Below are 23912 nucleotides of genomic sequence, written 5' to 3' on the forward strand. Positions count from 1 at the left end.
AGTGAGCCTAGTGAAACACGAAAAATTTACCATTACCGGCATGAGCTGCTCTGCCTGCTCAACTCGTGTTGAAAAAGCAGTCAATAAGCTGGACGGCATCGATAAAGCCAGCGTCAACTTATTGACTAACAGCATGCAGGCCGACTACGACGAAAACGTCGTCAGCCAGCAAGATATCATCAAAGCCGTCGTCGACGCCGGCTATGGTGCCAGCCCGGCAGATACGGGAAATGCCGCCGCTTCTGGAGGAGCTCCGCAAAAGAGCGCTTCTGACTTGGCAAAAGAAGAAATGAAATCGATGAAACATCGCCTTATCGGATCCATCATCTTCTTGATTCCGGTCATGTACATCGCCATGTACCACATGTTCAATGAATGGTTCGGCCTGCCGATTCCGAACGTCATCCACTATGTGTTCCATGGTCCGGAAAATGCCATTACCTTCGCCTTCACCCAGTTCTTATTGATTCTTCCTATCATGTACTTGAACCGCAAGTACTATATCAACGGTTTCCGCAACCTCTTTGAAGGGGCGCCGAACATGGACAGCCTGGTAGGTTTAGGCTCCATGGCGGCCGCCGTCTACGGTGTCTTTGCCATCTTCCGCATGAGCTGGGGCATGGGCCACGGCGATTGGGCCCTGGTTTCGCAGTACAGCATGAACCTGTACTTTGAATCAGCCGGTATGATCGTCACCCTCATCGACATCGGCAAATACCTCGAAGCCCGCGCCAAAGGCAAGACCAGCACAGCCATCGAAAAACTGATGGATCTGGCACCGAAACAGGCTACGGTCCTTCGCAACGGTATCGAAACGGTCATCCCCGTCGAAGAATTGGTCGTCGGCGATGAAATCGTCATCCGTCCGGGCGAAAGCATCCCGGCCGACGGTATCATTTCCGAAGGTTCAACCAGCGTCGACGAATCGGCCATTACCGGTGAAAGTATTCCTGTCGAAAAACAGGCTGGCGACAAGGTCACGTCGGCTACGATCAATAAAACGGGCTTCATCCACATCAAAGCCCAGCGCGTCGGCTCCGATACGACCATCAGCCAGATCATCAAGCTCGTCGACGAAGCCAGCGCCAGCAAGGCGCCTATCGCCAAGATGGCCGACACCATCTCCGGCTACTTCGTACCGGCCGTCATCGCCATCGCCTTAATCACGGGTATCGTATGGTACTTCGTCTTCGGCTACAGCGCCGAATTCGCCTTCTCGACGGCTATCGCCGTCTTGGTCATCTCCTGCCCCTGCGCCTTGGGCCTGGCAACACCGGTTGCCATCATGGTCGGGACCGGGAAAGGTGCTGAAAACGGCATCCTCATCAAGTCCGGTGAAGCCTTGGAAACGGCTCACGCCATCGACACCGTCGTCATGGACAAGACCGGTACCATTACCGAAGGCCGCCCGAAAGTCACCGATATCATCGCCCTTACCGGCAGTGACGAAGAGTTAGTCACCTTAGCTGCCGCTCTTGAAAAAGGCAGCGAACACCCCTTGGCCGAAGCCATTACGACCTATGCCGCCGATCACAACCTCACGGGCAAGACAGCCAGTGACTTCAAAGCCCTCTTTGGCCGCGGCGTCCAGGCCGTCATCGATGGAAAGACCTATTATGCCGGCAACACCCGCCTCATGGACGAAGTCCACATCGATACGGCTGCCATTACGGCCAACCTCAACACCTTGGCCGACGACGGCAAGACACCGCTCCTCTTTGCCAATGAAAAAGAAATCATCGGCATCATCGCCGTCGCCGACGTCGAAAAAGAAACGAGTGCCGAAGCCATTGCCGACTTTGCCAAAATGGGCATCAACGTCGTCATGCTGACCGGCGACAACCAGCGTACAGCTGAAGCCATCCGCCAGCGCCTCCACATCCCTCAGGTCATTGCCGGCGTCCTGCCGCAAGATAAGGAAAAACACATCGCTGCCCTTCAGGCAGAAGGCCATAAAGTCGCCATGATCGGCGACGGCATCAACGATGCCCCGGCTCTTGCCAAAGCCGATTTAGGCATGGCCATCGGGGCCGGTACCGACGTCGCCATCGAAAGCGCTGACGCAGTCCTCATGCGCAGCGACCTTCTCGACGCCGTCAGCGCCATCCGCCTCAGTAAGGCCGTCATCAAGAACATTAAGGAAAACCTGTTCTGGGCCTTCTTCTACAACGTCATCTGCATTCCCTTAGCAGCAGGTCTTCTCTACCCGGCTTTCGGCATCCGCCTCAGCCCGATGATTGGCGCCGCTGCCATGAGCCTGTCGAGCTTTACCGTCTGCATGAACGCCCTGCGCCTGCGTTTCTTCCAAACGACGCACAGTTCCCGTGTTTCACGTGAAACACGTATCAATACATCCCAGCCCGCTGTTACCACCGCAGAACCGAAAGCGGCCGTCGCAGCTACAACTTCCGTTTCCGCAGATCATACTGCTGAAAATAAAACAACGGTTTCGAATGAACCTCAGAAAGGAAATGATGAAACGATGGAAAAAACACTGAAAATCGAAGGCATGATGTGCCAGCACTGCCAGAATCACGTACATGAAGCTTTGTCCGCAATGGACGGTGTCACGGCCGTTACCGTCGACTTAGAAGGTAAAAAAGCTGACGTCACCCTCAGCAAAGACATCCCCATGGACGACTTTGCCAAGGTCATTGCCGACGCAGGTTATGAATTAGTAAAATAAACGATACGCCAAAGGCCTCATCCGAAAAATCGGATGAGGCCTTTTTCTGCCTAAAAATCTCACCGGGGATCGTCTTGCGAAAAGGGGAGAATAAAGGTAAAGGTCGTCCCCTTACCAACGGTACTGTCGACCCAGATATTGCCGCCGTGACTGCGGATAAACTGCTGAGCCAGGGCAAGGCCGATGCCGCTGCCGCCGCTCTTACGGTTGCGCGACTGTTCGCTGCGATAGAAGTATTGAAAAATATGGTCCAAATCATCGGGAGCAATGCCCTTTCCCGTATCGGCAATCTGTACCTGGGCATAGGGCTTGCCCTCTACGGTAACCCCCATGGTCGATACGGTGATAGAACAGCCCTCATCGATATAGCGAATGGCGTTATTCAGTAAATTATAGATGACCTGATTGATGCGGTCGACGTCGATAAAAAGAGACGGCAGGTCGGGACTCAAATGTTGCCGGACCGTCAGTGATTTTTCGTCACATAAGGGCTGGAGCATGCTGACCGCCCGTTCCAGCATCACATTGATATCGGCCTTTTCTTTATGAAGGGTCAATTCATCGATTTCCGCCAGAGACAAGTCACGGAGATCCTGAATGAGGCGTCCCATGCGCACCGTTTCGTCGGCCATGGATAAGAGAATCTTTTTATCCGTCGGGATGATATCGTCGATCATACCCTCTAAATTGCCCTGAAGGATGGCCAGAGGCGTCCGCAGTTCATGGGCAATGTTGGCAAACAATTGGCGCCGCATCTTGTCATTTCGTGCCAGTTCTTCTGACATCTCATTGAAGGACTCGGTCAGGACGCCGACTTCATCGTGCCGCTCAACCGATACGGTTTGGCCGTAGTTACCGGTCCGGACTTTTTGGACGGCACCGGTCAAGGTCGACAAGGGCCTCATGATTTCCCGGACGACAAAGTAACTGACGACGACACTGACGCCGATCATGCCAATGCCGACCCACAATAGTGACTGGTGGACGGCCGAAATATAGGTACTCTCGGCCGGACCGTGCATCGATCCGTGCATACTGCCCATTCCCATGCCCATCTGGGAATTTCCCATCATATGCGACATATTCGTGAGGTACTGGGAAAAATGGTTGTTCATCTGATTATTGACTAAAATAAGCAAGATAGCAATCGTCAAAAACAACAGGATAAACACCAACGCCGTCAGGCGGATAACGATACTGTCAGACCGCTTCATGGCCGCCTCCTACAAATTTATAGCCGATGCCGTACACCGTCAGGATATACGTAGGCTGTGCCGGATTGGGTTCGAGCTTCTTGCGCAGATTGCGAATATGCGTATCAATGGTTCGCTCATAGCCTTCAAAGCTGTAGCCGCCCTGTATCTTATCCATGAGCTGCATGCGGCTGAAGACGCGGTCCGGCGAAGCCGACAAGACTTCCAAGAGATTAAATTCCGTCGGCGTCAGCACGATGGGCTGCCCGTTTCGCAGGACGGTGAACTTCTCCTTGTCAATGACCAGGTCGCGGATCATATAAGACGTCGTCTGCTGCAGGACTTCGCCGCGCGTACGGCGCAGCAAGCTGTAAACGCGGGCGATGATTTCCTTTACATGAAAAGGTTTGGTCACATAGTCGTCACCGCCGATATTGAGCCCTACCAAACGATCCGTTTCATCATCTTTCGCCGATAGGAAAATAATGGGAATATCACTGAACTGCCGCGTCCGACGGCAGACCTCAAAGCCGTCTATGCCGGGCATCATAAGGTCAAGCAGCATGATCTGCGGCTTCTGGTTCCGCAGTATATTCAAGGCCGCCAGGCCGTCATGGGCGACGTAAACGATAAATTGCTCCTGCTCAAAATAGGATTGGAGCAGGGTACAAAGCTTTTCATCGTCATCTACGATAAGAATGGAATTGGTACGCAAAAAGGCTCACCTCCAAAAATTTCTTTGTTTCTATTGTACCATATGACCCCTACCGGAGCGACCCCATCAAAAAAAGGACTGCCGCAAAAGCGACAGCCCTTTCTTAATGACTATACACGGAGCCTTATTTGTTGGAATCCATCTGATCGTGATTCATCTGGTCGTGGTTCATTTGGTTGTTGTTCATCTGATCGCTGCTCATCTGACCGTGGCTCATCTGGTCGTGATTCATCTGATCATGGTTCATCTGACCATTGCTCATCTGGTCATGATTCATCTGGCTGTGATCCATAGGCATGTTCATATCCATGTTGCCATGCTGCATCTGCATATCCTGCTGAGTCGGAACGTAGCCGGCAAGCGTCGGATTGGCCATGCCGAATACCATAGCCAAGTGGGTGAACAGGACGAAGAGAATCATGAGCACGATATGATTCTTGATCTTAGCCGTAGAATCCTGGTTCTTGAAGATAATCCCCAATTCCTGTAAGAGAATCAAAACAGCAGGGATGACGCCCAGGACGTAAGCCCAAATGGAAACGTAGTCGATGGGACCGCGCCACTGAATGGTCGGTACGTAGGACGTGACGATGTATACCGTCGCAATGATGAAGAATACGCCGAGAATAATACCGCAGATGTGGCTCAGGCTGTCCCATTTTTCGCTGCGATGATCTTTATACAGCAAGGAAAAGGCGCCGGAGGCCAAAATCGTTTCCGCCAATACCATCGGTACCAGCATGAAGAGAATCAAAAACCACGGTGAATGAAGCGACAAGAGCTCCATGTAATGAGTCATTACCATATTTACTTCCCCCTTTTAAAACAAACGATTATCTCTGATAACCATGATGGCCCATGTACGGGCCATGGCAGTAGCCATCGTTGTAGCCATCGCCATTGTCACTATAATAGCCATTGCCGTGACAGTAATAACCATTGTTGTAATAAGAAGAATCATACTGGTCTGAAGAATTTGAATTGGCCGCAAAGGCGGAGAAACCTGCCATAACGGAAATTGCAGCTACGACGAGCAATACCTTCTTTTTCATAGATATAACCTCCTAAAGAAAATCATCATCATTTCTATGGTTAGAGTATACCAAAAAGGTGCGAAAAATCTATGGAGGAAATGTCAAGAAAATATAAAGATTTTTATTTCAAGATGATGTTGTCGATGAGGCGGGTCTTACCGATGCGAACGGCAATGGCCAACAGACTTTCGCCGGAAACAGTTTCAATCGGTTCGAGGTCGGGGAAGGAGAAGAGGTCGACATAATCGATGGAGGCCATCGGTTCCGCTTCAATTTCAGCCGTGACGATGACTTTCAGTTTTTCTACATCTTTTTCGCCGCCGTCATAGGCAGTCTGGGCCTTTTTCAGGCTCCGGGAGAGGACCAGGGCCGCTTCTTTTTCGGAATCGGACATATAGGCGTTGCGCGAACTGCGAGCAAGACCACTTTCTTCACGGACGATGGGGACCATGTTGATATGGACGGGCAGGTTGAGGTCGCTGACAAAACGGCGGACGACGACGACCTGCTGAGCGTCTTTTTGACCGAAGAAGGCTTCATCGGCACCAGTAATATTAATCAATTTGGTGACGACGGTGGCTACGCCGCGGAAGTGAATCGGCCGCTGAGCGCCGCAGAGCTTATGCGTAATGTCGCCTTCGACGTTGACATAGGTGCAGTAGCCCTTAGGATACATTTCCGACGGTTCCGGATGGAAGACGGCATCGACGCCGACGCTTTCGAGTTTCCGGCAGTCTTCTTCGAAACGGCGCGGATAGGCATCGTAATCTTCATTAGGACCAAACTGAGTCGGATTGACAAAGACCGAAGCGATGACGACGTCACAAGCCGCTTTTGCCGTCCGCATGAGCGTCAGATGACCTTCATGGAGGGCCCCCATGGTCGGGACCAAACCGATGACCTTACCGGCCTTCTTTTGTTCACGGGAAAAAGCCTGCATTTCTTTGACAGTACGGAAAATTTTCATGATAATAAAACTCCTTCATAAAATGAGATTATGCCGCATGGGCAGTCGATTCTTTTACACTTGTCCCTTCACCCTTTTCATCGCGGCGAGAGAAGTAATTGGCGATGAGGGACCCTGAAATATTGTGCCAGACGCTGAAAATAGCACCGGGAATGGCCGCTGCCGGATTGAAGTACATGACGGCCAGGGATGCCGCCATCCCGGAATTTTGCATCCCCACTTCGATCGCCACGGTCCGGGATTTTCGCGAATCGAGGCGAAACAGTTTGGCCATGAGATAGCCGAGAGCCAGACCGAAGCCATTGTGCAGGATGACGATAGCCGCCATCAAGAGGCCGACATCAAAGAGGCGGGACGCACTGAGGGAGACGACGCAGCCAACGAGGATGACGATGGTGACGACAGACACGACGGGCATGGCCGGCAGCACCCGTTCGACGCCGCGGGCAAAGAAATGGTGAACCCCTAAGCCCAGCATGACCGGGACCAGGACCATTTGCACGATAGAAATCATCATCGACAAGAAAGAAACATGAATCCAGGCGCCAGCCAAGAACCAGGTCAGGGCCGGCGTGACGATGGGAGCCAATAACGTCGTCGCCATGGTCATCGATACCGACAAGGCGACATCGCCCTTAGCTAAATAGGAAATGACGTTTGATGCCGTTCCGCCCGGGCAGGTGCCTACCAGGATGACACCAATGGCCAGTTCCGGCGGCAGGGCAAAAATCCGGACCAGTCCCCAGGCCACCAAAGGCATGATCAAGAACTGAGCAAAGACGCCGATGAGGACCTCCCACGGCCGTTTAAAAACGGTCTTAAAGTCGGCTACGGTCAAGGTCATGCCCATGCCGAACATGACGATCCCCAAGAGCCAGCCGACATAGGGTGCTGCCCACTGCAGCGTCCAGGGCCAGATAGCTCCGACGACGCCGATGAGGACGACGAAGACGGCCATGTTGCTGACCAGAAAATCACAACACTTTTTCAATAAATCTATACCTCCTGTCTTAATTTTGGGGCAAAAGGACATAAAAAAACACCCTTCAGCGCGGACTGAAAGGTGTGCGTATCTGCAAACGTCACGTAGGGCCGACATATATCGTAAAAAAACACGCCTATTGCCGTGCCGCCATACCATGATGAGCAATCCTTCCTGTCTCGGTCTGAATCAGATCCAAGCAGATAATGAATCGATAAGTAGACATAAAAAAAGTATAACTCACATTGCGTGATGCTATCTTTTGCCTCGGCCGTATCATACCATATTTATGCGTCTCATGCAATGGTCCCTGCGAAATCCGAAAAAGGGGGCGATTCATCGATAAAATCCTTGTATTTTTCATCATTCTATCTTATAATATTACCAATTCTTGTCACACGTTGTTCCCTTGTGAGGAACTAGTGTTGCAAAATAACTTTAAAAAGGAGATACAAGGAAAATGTCGATTCAACTTGCTATTGTCATCTTATACATCATCTTACTATTTGCCATCTCCATGTATGTCAAACATCGGGCCAGCCAAAATCCGACGGAATATCTCTTCGCCGGCCGTAAATTTTCGACGGGTCTGGTCGCCGTCAGCATTACCGGCATGGCCGTCGGCGCTGCTTCTACCGTCGGCGTCGCTGAAAGTGCCGTAAAAATCGGCCTGGCAGCCGGCTGGTACAATGCCGCCTGGGCCATTGGGGCCATCGTCATGGGTTTCGTCGCTGCCGGCAAATACCGGTCCTTGAACTGTACGACCATTCCCGAACTCTTTGAACGGAGTTACGATAAAAAAGCCCGTATCATCAGCGTCATCGGCCTGGCCCTCATCATGCTCTGCATCACCTCCCTGCAGTACGTCGCCGGCGGTTCCATTCTGCATACCCTCATGCCGGATATCTTCTCCATGCAGGGCGGCATGATTACCAGCGCCATCGTCTTCGTCGGCATCACGGCCATCGGCGGCCTGTGGTCGTCGGGCCTGTCCAACATCCTCAGCGTCACCGTCATTTACCTTGGCATCCTCTATTCCCTTATCCGCATCCTCCTCCGCGACGGCGGCATCAGCGGCATCAACGCCGCCTTGCCAGCAGCGGACTTCAGCTGGTTCTCGCCCATGGGCGGCCTGTCCTTTGCCGTCCTCATGGGCTGGATCATCGTCATGACCACCCAGGCTATCACCGCCCAGGGGCCGGTACAGATCGCCTGCGGCGCCAAAAGCGCCAAAGAGGCCCGTAAAGGCTTTATCTTAGGCGGCCTGCTCATCTTCCCCATCGGCTTCTTGTCAGCTATCTTAGGCCTGGCAGCCAAAGCCCAGTTCCCGGATATCAATCCGACCCTGGCCCTGCCGCAAATCATCATGAGCCTCGATCCCTTCTCTTCGGGCATGACCTTAGCGGCCCTTTGGGCAGCCGACGTATCGACGGCCTGCACCATCCTCCTCGGCGCCGGTACCCTCATCTCACAAGACGTCTTTAAACGCTTTATCAAGCCCAATATGTCCGATATGACCTACGTCAAAGCCAACCGCCTGATCATCGTCATCATCGGCGCTGTAACCCTCCTCATGGCCTTCTATGCCGTCGGCATCGTAAAGGTCATGCTCATCGGTCTGAGCCTGACGACAGCCTTCACCCTGGTCTTTTTATGCACCCTCTTTGCCCCGTCCCTGTGCCGGAAAAACACGGCCTTCTGGACGACCCTGGTCGGCATCGCCGGCCTCATACTCTGGCAGTTATGCCCGGCCGTCCGCCTGTTCCCACACGTCATCTACTTTGAATGGGTCATCTGCATCGTCACCTTACTGATCGTCCGTCTCGTCGATAAGACGCCGATTAAAATGCCGGAATTAAAATAACCTCCGTAAATCCCAAGTCTGCCGGAAAGCATTTAAAATAATAACGACAAAAGGGAAGCATCCCGCTACGGATGCTTCCCTTTTATTTACCCGATAAAGAAGGCCCAATCTGTAAGACACTTCCGCTTCATCAATCGAACTGTCGATTATAATCACATGTTTGGCATTGGCTCATCGTATTTTCATTATCCGTTTTATGGTACGCGCCGGACCACTCACAGATCGTTTGAAGGATGGGTACGACCGAGCGTCCTTTTTCAGTCAGACCGTATTCAACCCGCGGCGGAATTTCATCAAACTGTTTACGCTCAATCATGTCATCGTTCATCAATTCTTTCAGCGTCGCCGCCAGGACAGCATCGGTAATATTGGCCATCTCACGGCGGACCGAACTGTAGCGCAGCCGTCCCTTTTCGGCCAGCACACAGAGGACCCTTGACTTCCATTTGCCGCCAAAGACAGACAGGCCATATTCCAGAGGACATCGGATATCCTTCTCTAATTTAGGCTTATACAAGGTTCACGCCACCTTTCTCTATTCTGATTTTATTATAGTAGCTCTCTTTTATCCCTTCAAGTTACTATGAAAATGAATAGTGACTTATAAATTTGCTTATATCTTCTCTTCCCCGAGTATGGATACTATAATGAAGAAGAGCTCACAGAAAACCGAAAGGGAGGAACATACCATGAACGTAAAAGCTTATTTAGAAATTACCATGAAAATCGACGCCGCCAATCGTCCGGCAGCCGCTAAAGTGTATACCGATTACCGCCAGCCTTTCTTGACCACCATCGAAGGCGCCTTGACCAAGGATCTCCTCATTCGCGATGAAGACGTACAGGTACTCCACGGTTTTGACAGTGCCGAACACGCCCAGGCTTATCTTTCCAGCGACCTCTTCAAAAACGACGTCTTCGTCGGCCTTCAGCCCCTTTGGACCGAAGATCCGGAAGTAAAAATCTATACCGTCGCCTAAGCTAACACAAATTTTAAAAATACCGGTATTACAAAAAATAAGCAGCCCTTTACAGGACTGCTTATTTTTTATATCTGAACGATTGTAAACAAGAAGATGACTGTCGTTTACGGCACCTTATTTAAGGACAGCATCGGCACTGGTCGGGAGATCCGGCATATCGGTGTTAAACCATTTTTTATAGATCTGCTGGAATTCGCCGCTCTTCTTCAATTTTTCCATAGCTTCGTTTACTTGCTGCAAGAGTTCCTTGTTGTCCTTATTGAGGGCAAAGGCCAGGTATTCCGGTTTCGTATTGCTGATATCGATGACGTCGAATTTATCCTTCCCGTCCTGGGTCAGGAAATAATCAGCAACTGGTTTATCGATGATCGCTGCCGGAGAACCACCGACCTGGAGTTCCATGATGGCTTCCGAGTTATTATCGAACTGCTTGACATTGTAGCCCTGTTCTTCAGCGTATTTAGCCCCTGTCGTCCCGATTTGGACGGCAATCTGTTTCCCCTGAAGGTCGGCGGCAGAATGGATTCCGCTGTTCTTCGGCGTTAAGATGACCAATTTCGATTCATAGAAGGGGGCTGCAAAGGCAACTTTCTGGGCCCGCTCCGGCGTAACCGTCATCCCCGTGGCGGCAATATCCATATCGCCCTGCTGGATGATGGGGATGATGCCCGAAAAAGCAATATTATTAAATTCGACGTCGCGATTCATTTCTTTGGCTACGGCACGGATCAAATCCATTTCAAAACCTTTGTATTCGGCCGACTGATCGCTGTCTTTAAATTCAAAAGGAACGAAGGTCGCATTGGTAGCGACACGAAGGGGCTTATTGGCATCTCCCGCATCTTTTTGACTGCTGCCGCAGCCTGCCAAGAGTGACGCCGCCAAAACACCTGTCAGTAATGCAGTACCCATTTTTTTCATATCCATGCCAATTCCTCCATTTAAAATGAATAAAAATTAAATTTGTTTTTATTATTATACCATTTTATACAGAAAAGTAAAGGGGTATTTGGCTAAAATAACAAAAAAGCGCTGCCCCCAAAGGAGCAACGCTTTGATATATTATTTACTGAGATCCAAAGAACGGACTTTTTCACGAAGCGGCAGTACAGCCGGAGGGCTGACCGACAGTTCATCTACGCCCATGCGCAGGAAGGTTTCCGTCAAGGTCAGATCGGCACCGAGTTCGCCGCAGATACCAACCCAAATGCCGGCTTTATGGCCATTTTCAATGGTCATCTGAATCAATTTCAGGACAGCCGGATGATGGGGATCAAAGAAGGTATCGAGCTTCGTCTGCTGACGGTCGATAGCCAGGGTGTACTGGGTCAAGTCGTTAGAACCAATACTGAAGAAGTCGACTTCGTGTGCCAGTTCTTCACTCATGACGGCAGCCGCCGGCGTTTCAACCATGATGCCGACTTCCATATCCTTATCGTAGGCAATGCCTTTGGCATCCAATTCCTGGCGGACTTCATCCAAGATCTTTTTGCACTGCTGTACTTCCCAGACGGAAATAATCATCGGGAACATGATAGCAATCTTACCGAATGCCGAGGCACGCAGCAAGGCGCGAAGCTGTGTCTTGAACAAATCGACGCGACTCAGGCAGATACGGATGGCACGCATGCCCATAGCCGGATTTTCTTCCGGGTCGAGGTCGAAATAATCGACCTTTTTATCGGCACCGATATCGAGAGTACGGATGACGACCGTCTTGCCCTGAAGGGCTTCGGCAGCCTGTTTATAGGCTTCGAACTGCTGATCTTCCGTCGGATAATCGCTGCTTTCCAAATAAAGGAATTCGCTGCGGAAGAGGCCGATGCCTTCGGCATCATTGGCCAAGACCTGGGGCAGGTTGCCCGGGTTGCCGATATTGGCAAAGAGATTGATCTTCTTGCCGTCTTTGGTAACCGTCGGGACGCCTCGGACTTGTTCCAGAGCCGTCAGGCGCAGTTCTTCTTCCTTCTGTTTTTTCTTCATCAGGGCCAACGTTTCTTCATCAGGATTGATGTACACGTCCCCTGTCGTGCCGTCAATGACGGCCATCATGCCGTCAACGTCATTGTGGAGCTGAGTCCCTGTGCTGACGACAGCGGCAATGCCCAAGGTACGGGCTAAGATAGCCGTATGCGAGTTGGTGCTGCCTGCTGACGTAACAAAGCCAAGGATCTTGTCCGTATCGAGCTGTAACGTTTCGCTCGGTGCCAAGTCGTCAGCAGCAATGATAACCTGATCATAGTTACTGAAATCAATCCCCGGGCCGCCGCTGAGCTGCTGCTCTACACGACGGGAAATATCGAGAACGTCGGCTGCACGGGCCTGCATATAGGCATCGTCCATGGAGCGGAACATCTCAGCCAGTTCTTGAGCAGTCTGATCAACAGCTGCTTCAGCATTCATTTTTTCCTCGCGGATTCTTGTTTCAATACCTTCAACATAGTCATCGTCATCAAGCATCATCTGATGAACTTCAAAGACAGCCGCTTGTTCTTCACCGACTTTGTCTACAGCTTTAACATATAAGTCTTTCAGCTGGCTCATCGCTTCTTCACGCGCTTTTTGGAAACGCGCCAATTCTACATCGACACTTTCAATCGGTCGAACGGCAGTAGAAATGGTATTGCGATGAAACAGTGCCAGCGGTCCGATACTGATACCGGAAAAGACACTCTTACCTTTTAACGTCAGCATCTGCTTTCCCCCTCAAAAATCTTAGAAGTTTTCCTTCAAGAAGGCTTCTACAGCACTTGCTGCCTGTTCTTCGTCAGCGCCTTCTACCTGTACTTTAATGGCTTCACCCTGCTTTACCCCTAAAGCCATGACGGTGAAGATTTTTTTCAAATCACCTTTACGAGCGCCTTTGAAGACACTGATGTTGGATTCAAATTTTTTAGCTTCTTTAACCAAGAGGCCAGCCGGACGAGCATGGATACCCTGGGGATCGGTTACAACGAATTCAAATTCTTTCATGAAAATTCCTCCTTCAGGAAATACGTGTTTGGAATAGTTGAGATAAAACTCTATTATATAGTGTACTTGATTTATGGAAATTACGCAATTACTCTTGAGGACGTTTTTTGCGGAAAATACCAAGTAAGATAGCTGCCACGATGACACCGGCGATTAACGAGACGATATACATGGGCCAATTGGTGATGACACCGAATACGAAAATACCGCCATGAGGTGCCGGAAGAGCGCAGCCAAAGAGCATCGACAGCGAGCCGGCGACAGCAGAACCGATAGCGCAGGCCGGAATGACGCGAAGCGGGTCAGAAGCCGCGAAAGGAATGGCGCCTTCCGTAATGAAGGACAGGCCCATGATAAAGTTGGTAATCGTCGACTGCCGTTCTTTCGGCGTAAACTTATTTCTAAAGATCAACATCGCCAAGGCGATAGCCAGGGGGGGAACCATGCCGCCGGCCATGACCGATGCCATGATGCCCGAGCTGACAGCCTGACCGGTGGCGCTCATGAGCGATGCCGTCCCAAAGACGTAAGCCGCTTTGTTGATCGGACCGCCAAAGTCGATAGACATCATGCCGCCGAGGACGAAGCCGAGGACGATACGGCTCGACGTCGTCATGCTGTTGAGGCTGTCAAACAACCAGGTATTGAAGATAGCCGTCGGAGGATTGATGACAAAGGTCATGATGAGGCCGATGAGAATCAGACCGAAAACCGGGTAAAACAGGATGGGCTTGGTGCCTTCCAGGGATTCCGGCAGGACCGACAACACTTTTTTCAATAAAAGGACCAGGTAACCGGCAATGAAGCCTGCAAAGAGGGCTCCGAAGAAACCGGATCCGCCCGTTGTCGCCAGGAAACCGCCGACGATACCGGGCATGAGAGCCGGCCGTTCGCCGATACTCATAGCAATGTAACCGGCCAGGATCGGCATCATCATGCTGAAGGACAGGCCGCCGATGTTTTTCAATAAGGCTGCCACCGGTGTCCCGCTGCCGAAGTTGGCGGCCCCGGCATTATCCATATCAAAGAGGAAGGCCAAGGCGATGAGAATCCCGCCGCCGATAACGAAGGGCAGCATGTGGGATACGCCGTTCATCAAGTGCTTATAGATCTGACGGCCGACGCCTTCTTTTTCGGCGCTTTCAACAGCTACCGCTTCAGAAGACGATTCCGCGCCCTGATAAACAGGGGCCTTGCCGTCGAGGATCGTCTGAATCAATTCTTCCGGAATCTTAATGCCATTGGCAACTTTGGTGAAGATAACCTTTTTGCCGGCAAAACGCTGGACCGGTACGTCTTTATCGACGGCGACGATAACGCCGACAGCCCGTTTGATATCGGCTTCAGTCAAGTGATTTTTGACCCCGCCGGAACCGTTGGTTTCGACTTTGATGTCGACGCCCATGGCAGCTGCCTTGTTTTCCAAAGCTTCAGCAGCCATGTAGGTATGGGCAATCCCCGTCGGGCATGCCGTAACACCGATGACGAAGGGGCGTTCAGACGGAGCCGCTTCTTCAGCCGGTGTTTCTTCAGCAGCCGCTTCCGCCGCAGCTTCTTCAGCTTCGGCTTTGATCTGTTCGGCTTCGGCTTTATCGATCGTCGAAAGGTATTCTTCCGGCGTCTTAGCCTGCATCAAGGCATCACGAAAATCATCATCCATCAGCATGCGGCTCAGGCGGCTCAACACTTCCAAGTGGACGTCGGCACCGCCGGCCGGTGCCGCAATCATGAAAAACAGATGAGCCGGTTCGTCGTCGAGGCTTTCGTAATCGACACCGTCACGGACGATCATCGATGCCAGGCCCGGTTCGTTTACGGCTTCGGTCTTAGCGTGAGGAATGGCAATGCCTTCGCCAATCCCCGTGCTGCCTTCAGCTTCACGAGCCAAAACGCGTTCTTTGTACAATTCTTTGTTATTCAAATTGCCGCCGGCTTCCATGAGGTCGACTAAGTGGCCAATGGCCGCTGTCTTATCGGCAACAGCGGCGTTAAGGTCAATGCTCTGCTTCTTGAGTAAATCTACAATACGCATCTACATCTCTCCTTCTCTCTTTAATTTTCTCTATACAATTCAATTCTCTAATATGAAAAATACAGCCTGACTTATAACTGGGAATAAATGTCCCGAATCTGGGATTCCGTGGCCAGCCATTCATTAAAGGCCGAAGCACTGCCGGCACTGATGCCCATCTTCAACGCTTCATTGAGGTCGCCCTTAGACGATTCGAAACCTGCCAGGAATCCGGCTACCATGCTGTCACCGGCACCGACAGAGTTGACCAGCGTCCCCTTCGGCGACGGACGGCGGTATACCTTTCCGTCTTCGCCGAGAAGAAGAGCCCCGTCGCCGCCGAGGGAAACGAGGACGTTGCGGGCACCCATGGCCTGCAGCTGTTTGGCGCAGACGATGATTTCGTCATCGGTCTTGAGGTCGACGCTGAACAGTTCACCTAATTCAAAATTATTCGGTTTAATGAGGAACGGTTTATATTTAATGACGTTTTTCAATAAATCACCCGTAGCATCGACGACGACGCGGATATCCCGCTTTTGGAGGCGTTTCAAAATCTGTTCATAGATATCGTCGGGAATATCGCTGGGGATACTGCCGGCCAAGACCAAGGTATCGCCGTCGGAAAGGGCGTCGATCTGGGCCAAGAGGGCATTCAGTTTATCTTCCGGGATATTCGGGCCCATGCCGTTGACAGCCGTTTCATCGTCAGCGCTGACCTTGAGGTTAATACGCGAGCAGCCTTCATCGAGGAGGATAAAATCCGTATCTCCGCCGTTGGCTTTTGCCAGCCGTTCGATTTCCTTACCCGTAAAGCCGGCCACAAAGCCCAGCATCTTCGACGGGATATGAAGATTGCCGAGAACGAGGGACACGTTAATGCCCTTGCCGCCGGGATAAATCATTTCTTGCTCTGCCCGATTGATATCGCCGGCTGTAAACTTCTTCATGTGGACGACATAATCTAAGGATGGGTTGAACGTAACTGTATAAATCACAGGATATGCACCTCCGTCATTTGCTGATACGGTTTGTAATCGAGGCTTTCATCGTCCCGCGCCGTAATCAGCGTAACCATTGATAATTCTGCAAATGTAATATGTGAAGATAAGCCGAACTTACTGGAATCGGCCAAGACAAAACGATCCAAGCACTGCCCCATAGCGGCTCTCTTACAGACAGCCTCTTCTTCATCGGGCGTCGTACAGCCGGAATGGACAGCAACGCCATTGGCGCCAAAAAAGCCCTTGGTAAAATGGTATCGGCCAATCATATCTCTCATTTCACTGCCGACGATAGCTTCAGTATCGCCCTTCACACGGCCGGGCACGATGTACACCCTGCCGCCGATGCGGCCCAATTTCTGGGCCAAGGGAATACTATTGGTCACGAACGACGCTTCTGAACCGGCCAGAAAATCGACGAGCTGTTCCGTCGTCGAACCGGCGTCCAGATAGACGAAGTCTTCTTTATGGATCAGTCGGGCTGCATACTGGGCAATACGCCGCTTTTCACTCATGTGAATGGAATATTTATCCTGCAGATTTTCCATATCCGCTTCATATAAAGAATCGTCACGGAGCGTCGTCGCTCCGCCATGGACACGGCGCAGGCGGCCTTCCCGATCAAGGGTCAGTAAATCCCGGCGGACTGTCGATTCCGAGATGTTTAAAAAACCAACTAAATCCTGAACAGATACGGCTCCGCTCGTATTGACGAGTCGCATTATTTTTTCATGTCTTTCTTCAGTCAGCATCGCATCACTTCCTTTTCCAGCCTCCTCTTGCCATATTATATCGTTATTTTCGTTCATTTTCAATCAAATACAGCCATTATAATCAAAAAGCAATCAAATTCCTTCATTTATGTGCTCAACTCATTCAAGTGATTTTATTCACATAACCTTAAAAAGAAAGAAGGAAACTGTCACTAAAGAGACAATTTCCTTCCATAGAAAACGGATCAATCGATTCGAAAAATGTTCAGGTTTAGGAAAGCACTTACATACCGGCACTCCGAGACGGCTGTCCTGCCGTTTCAATGCCGTGACGGGTCTGATATTTCAAGAAAGCCATCAGGACCAAGGCGACGACGAAGGCTCCGACGAAGAAGTACAGCGTCGCAGCGTAGCTGTTGGTCGTTTCCTTGATGATCGATACCAGGACCGGACCGGCGACGCCGGCAGCGCCCCAGGCCGTCAGTACCCGGCCGTGAATGGCACTGAGGTACTTGGTTCCGAAGAGATCGCTGAGGTAAGCCGGCATGCAGGAGAAACCGCCGCCGTAGCAGGTAATGATGAGCAAGAGTAAAATCTGGAAGCTGAAAGCACTGCTTACATTAGCCAACTGCCAGAAAGCGAGGATTTCAATGGCGAAGAATAAGACATACGTCGACGAACGGCCGATATAGTCAGAAACGGTCGCCCAGGCGATGCGGCCGGCACCGTTCAAAAGGCCGATGAGACCGACCATGGAAGCGGCGGCCATGGGAGACATGCCGACGACGTCCTGAGCCATGGGAGAGGCGACAGCCAGGAGGGCGATGCCGCAGGTAATATTGGTAAAGAAGAGCCACCAGATGGCATAGAACTGCCAGGTCTTCATCGCACCGCGAACGGTAAACTGAGGCTGGGCATCGGCGTATTCAACGGTCGATTTCTTTTTAGCTTCAGCAGCCGCATCTTCTTCCGGAGGAGCTAAGTAAAGGGAAGACGCTGTCATGATGACCATGTAGACGATACCGAGAATGATGAAATTGGCGACCAGGCCAAAGGACTGAACCAGAATCTGCATGGCAGGACCGGCAATCAGGCTGGCAAAGCCAAAACCCATGATGGCCAGGCCCGTTGCGAAGCCGCGATTTTCAGGGAACCACTTGACCAGCGTCGATACCGGCGTAATATATCCCGTTCCCAGGCCGATACCGCCAATGACGCCATAGAACAGGTAGAGCATGGGCAGGCTGTGTACATAAAGAGCCGCTGCCGTGCCGAACATCGCCAATACAAAGAAAGACATCGATAAGAGACCCGATTTGCGGGGACCGATCTTCTGAACGAAGCTTCCTAAGAAACCTGCCGATAAACCGAGGAATAAAATAGCTAACGAAAAAGTCCATGTCGTTTCCTGCAGGCTGAAGCCCATGGCTTCCATGATCGGCTTGGTCAAGACGCTCCAAGCGTAGACACTGCCGATACAGATGTGGAGGCCGATGGCCGATAAGGCGATGAGCCAGCGATTTCTTTTCATGATCCATTATCTCCTTCCAGGTAGGGAGCCTGGAGGTCAAAAAAATATGCCGACCCCCGGGCCCAAGAATATGTTAGTAGCATACACTTGCCCAGACGGTCGGCATGAAATGACTTCGTACAGTTCACGTGGTTGCTCCACTTGATTCCGTCAGTCCTGTACGAATCTGCTGATGTTATTATACGAATATTGATTTATTTTGTCAATATCCATTTTTAAGCGGCAGGCGTAAAGGGAACGTAGTCCTTGTCCACAGCCTGAGATGGCGTATTTTCAGTCTGTGAGGCATCGGAGGTCTGTTCCGTCGTCTGCTGCGATGCTAATTCAGCAGCCTGCTGCTGCTTTTCCTGAATATCGGACAAGGTCTGTCCTGCCGGTGCATGGCGCACGATGTAAACGTTTTCCGTCGGTTTCAGGGCCGAAAAAGCATAGGTCATCAGTTTCTGTGCATCGCCATAACGGTCGCTCGAATTCATGATCGACGCGATGACCGTCCGGCCGTCTCTCGTTGCCGAAACGACCAGGCAGGGACCGCCGGCATTGGTCGTACCGGTCTTGATTCCGTTGGCACCTTCAAAACCGCTGGTCAAAAATTCATTGGTCGATACGCAGTGTTTAAATCCGCCGTCCATGTAGGGCATGTCGAATTCGCTGCGGCTGACCATACTCTGAAATTCAGGAAGCTTCATGCCATAAGCGGCGATGACAGCCATGTCGCGGGCCGTCGAGTAGTGGTTGCTGTCGGGAAGGCCGTGAGGATTGGCAAAATGAGTATGCGTGGCACCTAAGGCAGCAGCTTTTTCATTCATCTTAGCGACAAAATCGGCTTCCGTCGGCGTTACCGTTTCGGCGACAGCCACAGCCGCATCACAGCCCGATACGAGCATCATGCCGGTCAGGCCATTACTGAGGGTGATTTGATCGCCGGGCTTGATTCCGAGGACCGAGGCATCACTGTCGATGTCATAGATATCATCGGTGATATGAAGGGGCTTATCCATCATAGCTTGCTCCTTGCCGAGCTCAATCCCAAGGATAGCCGTCATGATTTTCGTCGTACTGCCGGGATAGGCCAGGTCATCGGCATTTTTGGAATAGAGTTCATCGCCCGTATCGGCATCCATGACATAGGCTGCATGAGCTTCGATATCAGGCTTTTGGATTTCATCGGCAAAGACCGGAGCTGCCAGGGTAAGACAAGCAACAGCGGCGAGACATAGCATTCTTTTTAAAGACATAATTGCACCTCTCCCTTTATAAAGGATTTTTTACAGCCATTTTCGGCTTGCGCGGATATTTTTTAGGACTTTCGCCCACCTTTTGAATATAGATGACGGCCCGCACCTCATCGAGTCCCGGAATCTCGACGGCTTTGACGCGAGCTACCTTGCCGCCTAACATTTTCAGGGCATTTTCAGCTTCTTTCAGTTCGTCCTCATACTGGGCGCCCTTCAAGGAAATGAAATAACCGCCCTGTTTCACATACGGCAGGGCCCATTCGGCCAAGACGTTCAAACGGGCGACAGCCCGGCTGGTCACGACATCAAAGGCACTGCGATAGACGGGCTGATGGGCCGCATCTTCGGCACGCCCGTGAAGAAACTCAGCCGAAAGTCCCAATTGATCGACCAGTTTCTGCAAAAAAGTAAGGCGTTTTTGCAGGGAGTCAAAGAAGGTGACCTTCAAATCGGGACGATAGATGAGGAGCGGCAGGCCGGGAAAGCCGGCGCCGGTCCCCAAATCGAGGACGGACGCCCCGGCCGTAAAGCAGTCTTCCTCATAGCAGGACAGGCTGTCGGCCATGTGCTTAATGGCGACTTCTTTCGGCTCGGTAATGGCCGTCAGGTTCATGACCTTGTTGGTTTCGATCAAGGCTTCCTGAAAGACGTCGAATTGGCGGAGCTGGTCCTCTGTAATCGAAAGCCCCATAGCCGTCAGGGCCGATTGTAATTCGCTGCGAAACATATTACTTATCCCCCCGGTTGTGTTGTTCCAAGAGGATGAGCAGGGCCGTAATATCGGCCGGTGAAACACCGGAGATACGGCTGGCCTGACCTAAGGACAAGGGTCGAATTTCATCGAGTTTCTGCCGCGCTTCGGCCGACAAGGTATCGATGTCGGCATAGACGATGCCTTCGGGCATTTTCTTCTTTTCCAGGCGGTTCATCTTGTCGACCTGTTCCATCTGGCGGCTGATATAACCTTCGTACTTGATCGTGATTTCGATTTCTTCTTCGACGTCTTCTTGTAAGTCCGGCAGGTCAAAGACGGTCTGCAACGACGCATAGGTCACATCGTCACGACGCAGCAGATCATAGGCCGTAAGCGCCGTATGGATAGGTGCCGTACCGAGTTGTTCAAGTTTTGCCAGATTTTCTTTAGACGGCGTAACCGAAATCTCCTTCAAGGCTGCAATCCCGGCTTCTATGGCCTGTTTCTTGGCCGTGAAGGCCTGATATCGTTCCTCCGTGACCAAGCCGATGTCGTAGCCTTTCTGGGTCAGGCGCAAATCGGCATTGTCCTGCCGCAAGATGAGGCGGTACTCACTGCGGCTGGTCATGATGCGGTACGGTTCATTCGTCCCTTTCGTTACCAAATCGTCGATGAGGACGCCGATGTAAGCTTCCGAACGGGTCAGGACGAAGGGCTCTTTATGCTGTACTTTTAAAGCGGCATTGATGCCGGCAATCAGCCCTTGAGCAGCCGCTTCTTCATAGCCGCTGGTACCGTTGGCCTGACCAGCTGAAAAGAGGCCGGGAATCTTTTTCGTTTCCAACCACGGCGTGAGCTGCGTCGGATCGAGGCAGTCGTATTCAATGGCGTAGCCAGGCCGCATGATTTTCACGTCTTCAAGACCTGGAATGGTCCGCAAGAAGGCATACTGAACATCGGCAGGCATACTGGTACTCATGCCCTGGACGTACATTTCTTCCGTCGATTCCCCTTCCGGTTCGACAAAGAGCTGATGCCGCTTCTTATCGGCAAAGCGGACGATTTTCGATTCAATCGACGGGCAGTAGCGAGGGCCGATGCCTTCGATGACGCCGTTGCACATCGGCGCCCGGTCGAGGTTGTCGCGAATGATTTTATGCGTTTCTTCATTGGTAAAGGTCAGCCAGCAGCAGGCCTTATTACGGTTCTTCCGTTCCGACAAGAAGGAAAATGCATGGCCGTCTTTATCGCCTTCCTGCTTGGTCATTTCGTCGGTCCGAAGGGTACGGCGATCGACGCGGGCCGGCGTACCGGTTTTAAAGCGCATGAGCTTGAGACCGGCTTTTAAAAGGGATCCCGACAAATCTTCTGCCGAGCGCTGGCCGATGGGTCCACCGGAATAGGTGCAGTCGCCAATGATGATTTTTCCCTTTAAATAGGTTCCCGTGGCCAAGATGACGCAGGGAGCCTTATAGACTTCATCCAGTTCCGTCCGCACGCCGGAAACGACGCCGTCTTCCAGCAGCAAATCGGTAATCATGAGCTGTTTGACATCGAGATTTTCCTGGTTTTCCAGGGTCTTGGTCATGGACATCTGATAGAGCTTCTTATCGGACTGAGCCCGCAGCGAATAGACAGCCGGCCCCTTGCCCGTATTGAGCATCCGCATTTGCAGGCACGTTTCATCGGTATTAAGCCCCATTTCGCCGCCTAAGGCATCGATTTCCCGGACCAAATGGCTCTTTCCGGGACCGCCTACGGCCGGATTACACGGCATGAGGGCAATATTATCTAAATTTAAAGTAGCAATCAGCGTCTTGGCACCTAAGCGGGCACTGGCAAGAGCCGCTTCACAGCCGGCATGGCCGGCACCGACGACGATGACATCGTATGTATCGACGGTAAACATAGTTACACCTCTTTATTTTCCCAAACAGAATCGGCTGAAGATTTCTTCAACGATATCGTCATGAACGGTATCCCCGGTAATAGAGCCCAACAGACTCCAGGCTTCCCGTAAATCGACGACGGCAAAGTCGACAGGCATGCCGTCTTCCATGGTCGTCAAGGCCCGGTTCAACGCTTCCCGGCTCTGGCGGACCAGTTCAATATGACGCGTATTGGTTAACAGGGCACTGCCCGATTGATTGGTCCGGGGCAGGGCCTGTTCCAAAAGTTGGTCTTTTAACGCCTCAAGGCCCTCGCCGGTACTGGCCGAAATGGACAAGACCGGATGGTGATAGTCCCTGAGGTCGCCTTCGCTGACGACAGCCGGTAAATCGAGTTTATTGAGGACGATGAGGGCATTCTTATCAGTCGTAGACGCTAAAATCCCCTTGTCTTCCTCGGAAAGGGGACGGGAACGGTCGATGACGACGACGGTGATATCGGCTTTATCCATATAGGACCTGGCCTTGGTCACGCCGATCTGTTCGACCCGATCCTCGGTCTCGCGAATCCCTGCCGTATCGACCAGGCAGACGGGAACGCCTTTTAAAGAAATCCACTCTTCGAGGACATCCCGCGTCGTTCCCGGCACATCGGTGACGATAGCCCGGTCGCTTTGAAGCAGGCAGTTGAGAAGACTCGACTTGCCGGCGTTCGGCGTGCCGGCAATGGCGGCCATGACGCCGTCGCGAATCATCCGCCCTTCCCGCGAAGCGGCCAGCATCTCATCGAGGGCTTTTAATTGCGTCCTAATGGCACCGGCAACGTCAGGGACGGTAATCTCTTCTAAGTCTTCTTCGGGATAATCGATCATGACTTCCAGGCGCGTAATAAAATCGGTCAGTTCCTTGCGCATGGCACCGACCGCCTTGGACAGGCGGCCTTCCAACTGGCTTACGGCACTGGTAAGGCCCTGATCGCTTTTGGCCTGGATAACATCCATGACGGCTTCGGCCTGGGCAAGGTCGATGCGCCCGTTTACGAAGGCCCGCTGCGTAAATTCGCCGGGATTGGCCAGTCGGGCGCCGTGAGAAAGGACCAGCGCCAATATCTCTTCTAAGGCCTTATAGCCACCATGGCACTGGATTTCCAAGACATCTTCCGCTGTATATGAATGAGGCCCTTTCATAATGAGCAGTAACACTTCATCAATAGGCCGCCCGTCATCGGACACGATCATACCGTGCTGGATCGAACGGTCTCGCCGATCGGCTAAAGGAACCTCAGAGGAACTCTTAAAAACGGCATCGCCGACAGCATAAGCCTTACTGCCGCTGATACGAATGACGCCGATGCCGCTCTCACCGAGGGGCGTTGCAATGGCCGCAATCGTATCGGCCGTATCATACATCATATAGGACTCCTTCCATAGTCTAA

The 23912-nt window shown here is 51.8% G+C and carries 21 protein-coding genes and 1 riboswitch; of the genes, 3 read left to right on the forward strand and 18 right to left on the reverse strand.

Annotated elements, in window-relative coordinates; genetic code table 11:
• Window positions 1-10: 10 nt before the first annotated feature.
• Window positions 11-2686, forward strand: coding sequence for a heavy metal translocating P-type ATPase (locus HMPREF3201_RS03655; RefSeq protein ID WP_062411787.1), 2676 nt, complete (start codon window positions 11-13; stop codon window positions 2684-2686).
• Between the two features lie 59 nt (window positions 2687-2745).
• On the opposite strand, the gene HMPREF3201_RS03660 is transcribed toward HMPREF3201_RS03655, so the two are convergent.
• The 6 genes from HMPREF3201_RS03660 to HMPREF3201_RS03685 all read right to left on the reverse strand — a co-directional run bounded on the left by HMPREF3201_RS03660 (window position 2746) and on the right by HMPREF3201_RS03685 (window position 7586).
• Entirely contained in the window at window positions 2746-3900 is a 1155-nt protein-coding gene (locus HMPREF3201_RS03660; protein ID WP_062411788.1) for a sensor histidine kinase, read from the reverse strand.
• Window positions 3887-4594 carry a response regulator transcription factor gene (locus HMPREF3201_RS03665; protein ID WP_062411789.1) on the reverse strand — a complete coding sequence of 236 codons (708 nt, stop codon included), beginning with the start codon at window positions 4592-4594 and terminating at the stop codon, window positions 3887-3889. Before HMPREF3201_RS03665 ends, HMPREF3201_RS03660 begins: the two co-directional genes overlap by 14 nt.
• 124 nt (window positions 4595-4718) lie before the next feature.
• Window positions 4719-5399 carry a DUF6803 family protein gene (locus HMPREF3201_RS03670; RefSeq protein WP_062411790.1) on the reverse strand — a complete coding sequence of 227 codons (681 nt, stop codon included), beginning with the start codon at window positions 5397-5399 and terminating at the stop codon, window positions 4719-4721.
• Window positions 5400-5427: 28 nt separating this feature from the next.
• Complete coding sequence (locus HMPREF3201_RS03675; protein ID WP_062411791.1) at window positions 5428-5646, reverse strand: hypothetical protein; 219 nt, start codon at window positions 5644-5646, stop codon at window positions 5428-5430.
• Between the two features lie 103 nt (window positions 5647-5749).
• Window positions 5750-6595 carry a pantoate--beta-alanine ligase gene (gene panC, locus HMPREF3201_RS03680; protein WP_062411792.1) on the reverse strand — a complete coding sequence of 282 codons (846 nt, stop codon included), beginning with the start codon at window positions 6593-6595 and terminating at the stop codon, window positions 5750-5752.
• 28 nt (window positions 6596-6623) lie between these two features.
• Window positions 6624-7586 (reverse strand): bile acid:sodium symporter family protein, encoded by a 963-nt coding sequence (locus tag HMPREF3201_RS03685; protein ID WP_082709388.1) that lies wholly within the window; start codon window positions 7584-7586, stop codon window positions 6624-6626.
• Window positions 7587-8037: 451 nt separating this feature from the next.
• Between HMPREF3201_RS03685 and HMPREF3201_RS03690 the strand changes: the two genes are divergently transcribed.
• Window positions 8038-9441, forward strand: coding sequence for a sodium:solute symporter family protein (locus HMPREF3201_RS03690; protein WP_062411794.1), 1404 nt, complete (start codon window positions 8038-8040; stop codon window positions 9439-9441).
• Window positions 9442-9571: 130 nt separating this feature from the next.
• Here the strand turns inward: HMPREF3201_RS03690 and HMPREF3201_RS03695 are convergent, their stop codons facing one another.
• A complete protein-coding gene (locus tag HMPREF3201_RS03695) occupies window positions 9572-9958 on the reverse strand; it encodes a winged helix-turn-helix transcriptional regulator (protein WP_062411795.1) in 387 nt (128 codons plus the stop codon).
• A gap of 172 nt (window positions 9959-10130) precedes the next feature.
• Here HMPREF3201_RS03695 and HMPREF3201_RS03700 point away from each other — a divergent pair, with 172 nt between their 5' ends.
• Window positions 10131-10421 (forward strand): hypothetical protein, encoded by a 291-nt coding sequence (locus HMPREF3201_RS03700; RefSeq protein WP_062411796.1) that lies wholly within the window; start codon window positions 10131-10133, stop codon window positions 10419-10421.
• A 117-nt stretch (window positions 10422-10538) separates the two neighbouring features.
• Here HMPREF3201_RS03700 and HMPREF3201_RS03705 read toward each other — a convergent pair whose 3' ends face one another.
• From HMPREF3201_RS03705 to mnmE, 11 genes are all read right to left on the reverse strand, one after another.
• Window positions 10539-11351 (reverse strand): basic amino acid ABC transporter substrate-binding protein, encoded by an 813-nt coding sequence (locus tag HMPREF3201_RS03705; protein ID WP_062411797.1) that lies wholly within the window; start codon window positions 11349-11351, stop codon window positions 10539-10541.
• Between the two features lie 135 nt (window positions 11352-11486).
• A complete protein-coding gene (gene ptsP / locus HMPREF3201_RS03710; protein WP_062411798.1) occupies window positions 11487-13118 on the reverse strand; it encodes a phosphoenolpyruvate--protein phosphotransferase in 1632 nt (543 codons plus the stop codon).
• A 21-nt stretch (window positions 13119-13139) separates the two neighbouring features.
• Window positions 13140-13397 (reverse strand): HPr family phosphocarrier protein, encoded by a 258-nt coding sequence (locus tag HMPREF3201_RS03715; protein ID WP_062411799.1) that lies wholly within the window; start codon window positions 13395-13397, stop codon window positions 13140-13142.
• An 88-nt stretch (window positions 13398-13485) separates the two neighbouring features.
• Window positions 13486-15429: a PTS fructose transporter subunit IIABC gene (locus tag HMPREF3201_RS03720; RefSeq protein WP_062411800.1), complete on the reverse strand. Its 1944-nt coding sequence runs from the start codon at window positions 15427-15429 to the stop codon at window positions 13486-13488.
• 71 nt (window positions 15430-15500) lie between these two features.
• Window positions 15501-16406, reverse strand: coding sequence for a 1-phosphofructokinase (gene pfkB / locus HMPREF3201_RS03725; RefSeq protein WP_062411801.1), 906 nt, complete (start codon window positions 16404-16406; stop codon window positions 15501-15503).
• A complete protein-coding gene (locus HMPREF3201_RS03730) occupies window positions 16403-17164 on the reverse strand; it encodes a DeoR/GlpR family DNA-binding transcription regulator (protein WP_062411802.1) in 762 nt (253 codons plus the stop codon). The genes pfkB and HMPREF3201_RS03730 overlap by 4 nt, the downstream gene beginning before the upstream one ends.
• A gap of 244 nt (window positions 17165-17408) precedes the next feature.
• Complete coding sequence (locus tag HMPREF3201_RS03735; protein ID WP_062411803.1) at window positions 17409-18656, reverse strand: L-lactate MFS transporter; 1248 nt, start codon at window positions 18654-18656, stop codon at window positions 17409-17411.
• Between the two features lie 82 nt (window positions 18657-18738).
• Window positions 18739-18824: riboswitch (ZMP/ZTP riboswitch) on the reverse strand.
• A gap of 47 nt (window positions 18825-18871) precedes the next feature.
• Window positions 18872-19894: a D-alanyl-D-alanine carboxypeptidase family protein gene (locus tag HMPREF3201_RS03740; RefSeq protein ID WP_062411804.1), complete on the reverse strand. Its 1023-nt coding sequence runs from the start codon at window positions 19892-19894 to the stop codon at window positions 18872-18874.
• Window positions 19895-19910: 16 nt separating this feature from the next.
• Window positions 19911-20621 carry a 16S rRNA (guanine(527)-N(7))-methyltransferase RsmG gene (gene rsmG / locus HMPREF3201_RS03745; RefSeq protein WP_062411805.1) on the reverse strand — a complete coding sequence of 237 codons (711 nt, stop codon included), beginning with the start codon at window positions 20619-20621 and terminating at the stop codon, window positions 19911-19913.
• A gap of 1 nt (window position 20622) precedes the next feature.
• Entirely contained in the window at window positions 20623-22497 is a 1875-nt protein-coding gene (mnmG, locus tag HMPREF3201_RS11730; RefSeq protein ID WP_062411806.1) for a tRNA uridine-5-carboxymethylaminomethyl(34) synthesis enzyme MnmG, read from the reverse strand.
• 12 nt (window positions 22498-22509) lie between these two features.
• Entirely contained in the window at window positions 22510-23886 is a 1377-nt protein-coding gene (gene mnmE, locus HMPREF3201_RS11735; RefSeq protein WP_062411807.1) for a tRNA uridine-5-carboxymethylaminomethyl(34) synthesis GTPase MnmE, read from the reverse strand.
• Window positions 23887-23912 lie beyond the last annotated feature (26 nt).

The organism is Megasphaera sp. MJR8396C (assembly GCF_001546855.1).
Classification (GTDB): Bacteria; Bacillota; Negativicutes; order Veillonellales; family Megasphaeraceae; genus Megasphaera.

Excerpts from the sequence above, each read along its gene's own strand:
- HMPREF3201_RS03720 (WP_062411800.1), bottom strand. The coding sequence starts at position 15,429 with ATGCGTATTGTAGATTTACTCAAGAAGCAGAGCATTGACCTTAACGCC.
- mnmG (WP_062411806.1), bottom strand. The coding sequence starts at position 22,497 with ATGTTTACCGTCGATACATACGATGTCATCGTCGTCGGTGCCGGCCAT.
- panC (WP_062411792.1), bottom strand. The coding sequence starts at position 6,595 with ATGAAAATTTTCCGTACTGTCAAAGAAATGCAGGCTTTTTCCCGTGAA.
- HMPREF3201_RS03705 (WP_062411797.1), bottom strand. The coding sequence starts at position 11,351 with ATGGATATGAAAAAAATGGGTACTGCATTACTGACAGGTGTTTTGGCG.
- ptsP (WP_062411798.1), bottom strand. The coding sequence starts at position 13,118 with ATGCTGACGTTAAAAGGTAAGAGTGTCTTTTCCGGTATCAGTATCGGA.
- rsmG (WP_062411805.1), bottom strand. The coding sequence starts at position 20,621 with ATGTTTCGCAGCGAATTACAATCGGCCCTGACGGCTATGGGGCTTTCG.
- HMPREF3201_RS03740 (WP_062411804.1), bottom strand. The coding sequence starts at position 19,894 with ATGTCTTTAAAAAGAATGCTATGTCTCGCCGCTGTTGCTTGTCTTACC.
- mnmE (WP_062411807.1), bottom strand. The coding sequence starts at position 23,886 with ATGTATGATACGGCCGATACGATTGCGGCCATTGCAACGCCCCTCGGT.
- HMPREF3201_RS03675 (WP_062411791.1), bottom strand. The coding sequence starts at position 5,646 with ATGAAAAAGAAGGTATTGCTCGTCGTAGCTGCAATTTCCGTTATGGCA.
- HMPREF3201_RS03660 (WP_062411788.1), bottom strand. The coding sequence starts at position 3,900 with ATGAAGCGGTCTGACAGTATCGTTATCCGCCTGACGGCGTTGGTGTTT.
- HMPREF3201_RS03735 (WP_062411803.1), bottom strand. The coding sequence starts at position 18,656 with ATGAAAAGAAATCGCTGGCTCATCGCCTTATCGGCCATCGGCCTCCAC.
- HMPREF3201_RS03670 (WP_062411790.1), bottom strand. The coding sequence starts at position 5,399 with ATGGTAATGACTCATTACATGGAGCTCTTGTCGCTTCATTCACCGTGG.
- HMPREF3201_RS03730 (WP_062411802.1), bottom strand. The coding sequence starts at position 17,164 with ATGCTGACTGAAGAAAGACATGAAAAAATAATGCGACTCGTCAATACG.
- HMPREF3201_RS03700 (WP_062411796.1), top strand. The coding sequence starts at position 10,131 with ATGAACGTAAAAGCTTATTTAGAAATTACCATGAAAATCGACGCCGCC.
- HMPREF3201_RS03715 (WP_062411799.1), bottom strand. The coding sequence starts at position 13,397 with ATGAAAGAATTTGAATTCGTTGTAACCGATCCCCAGGGTATCCATGCT.
- HMPREF3201_RS03690 (WP_062411794.1), top strand. The coding sequence starts at position 8,038 with ATGTCGATTCAACTTGCTATTGTCATCTTATACATCATCTTACTATTT.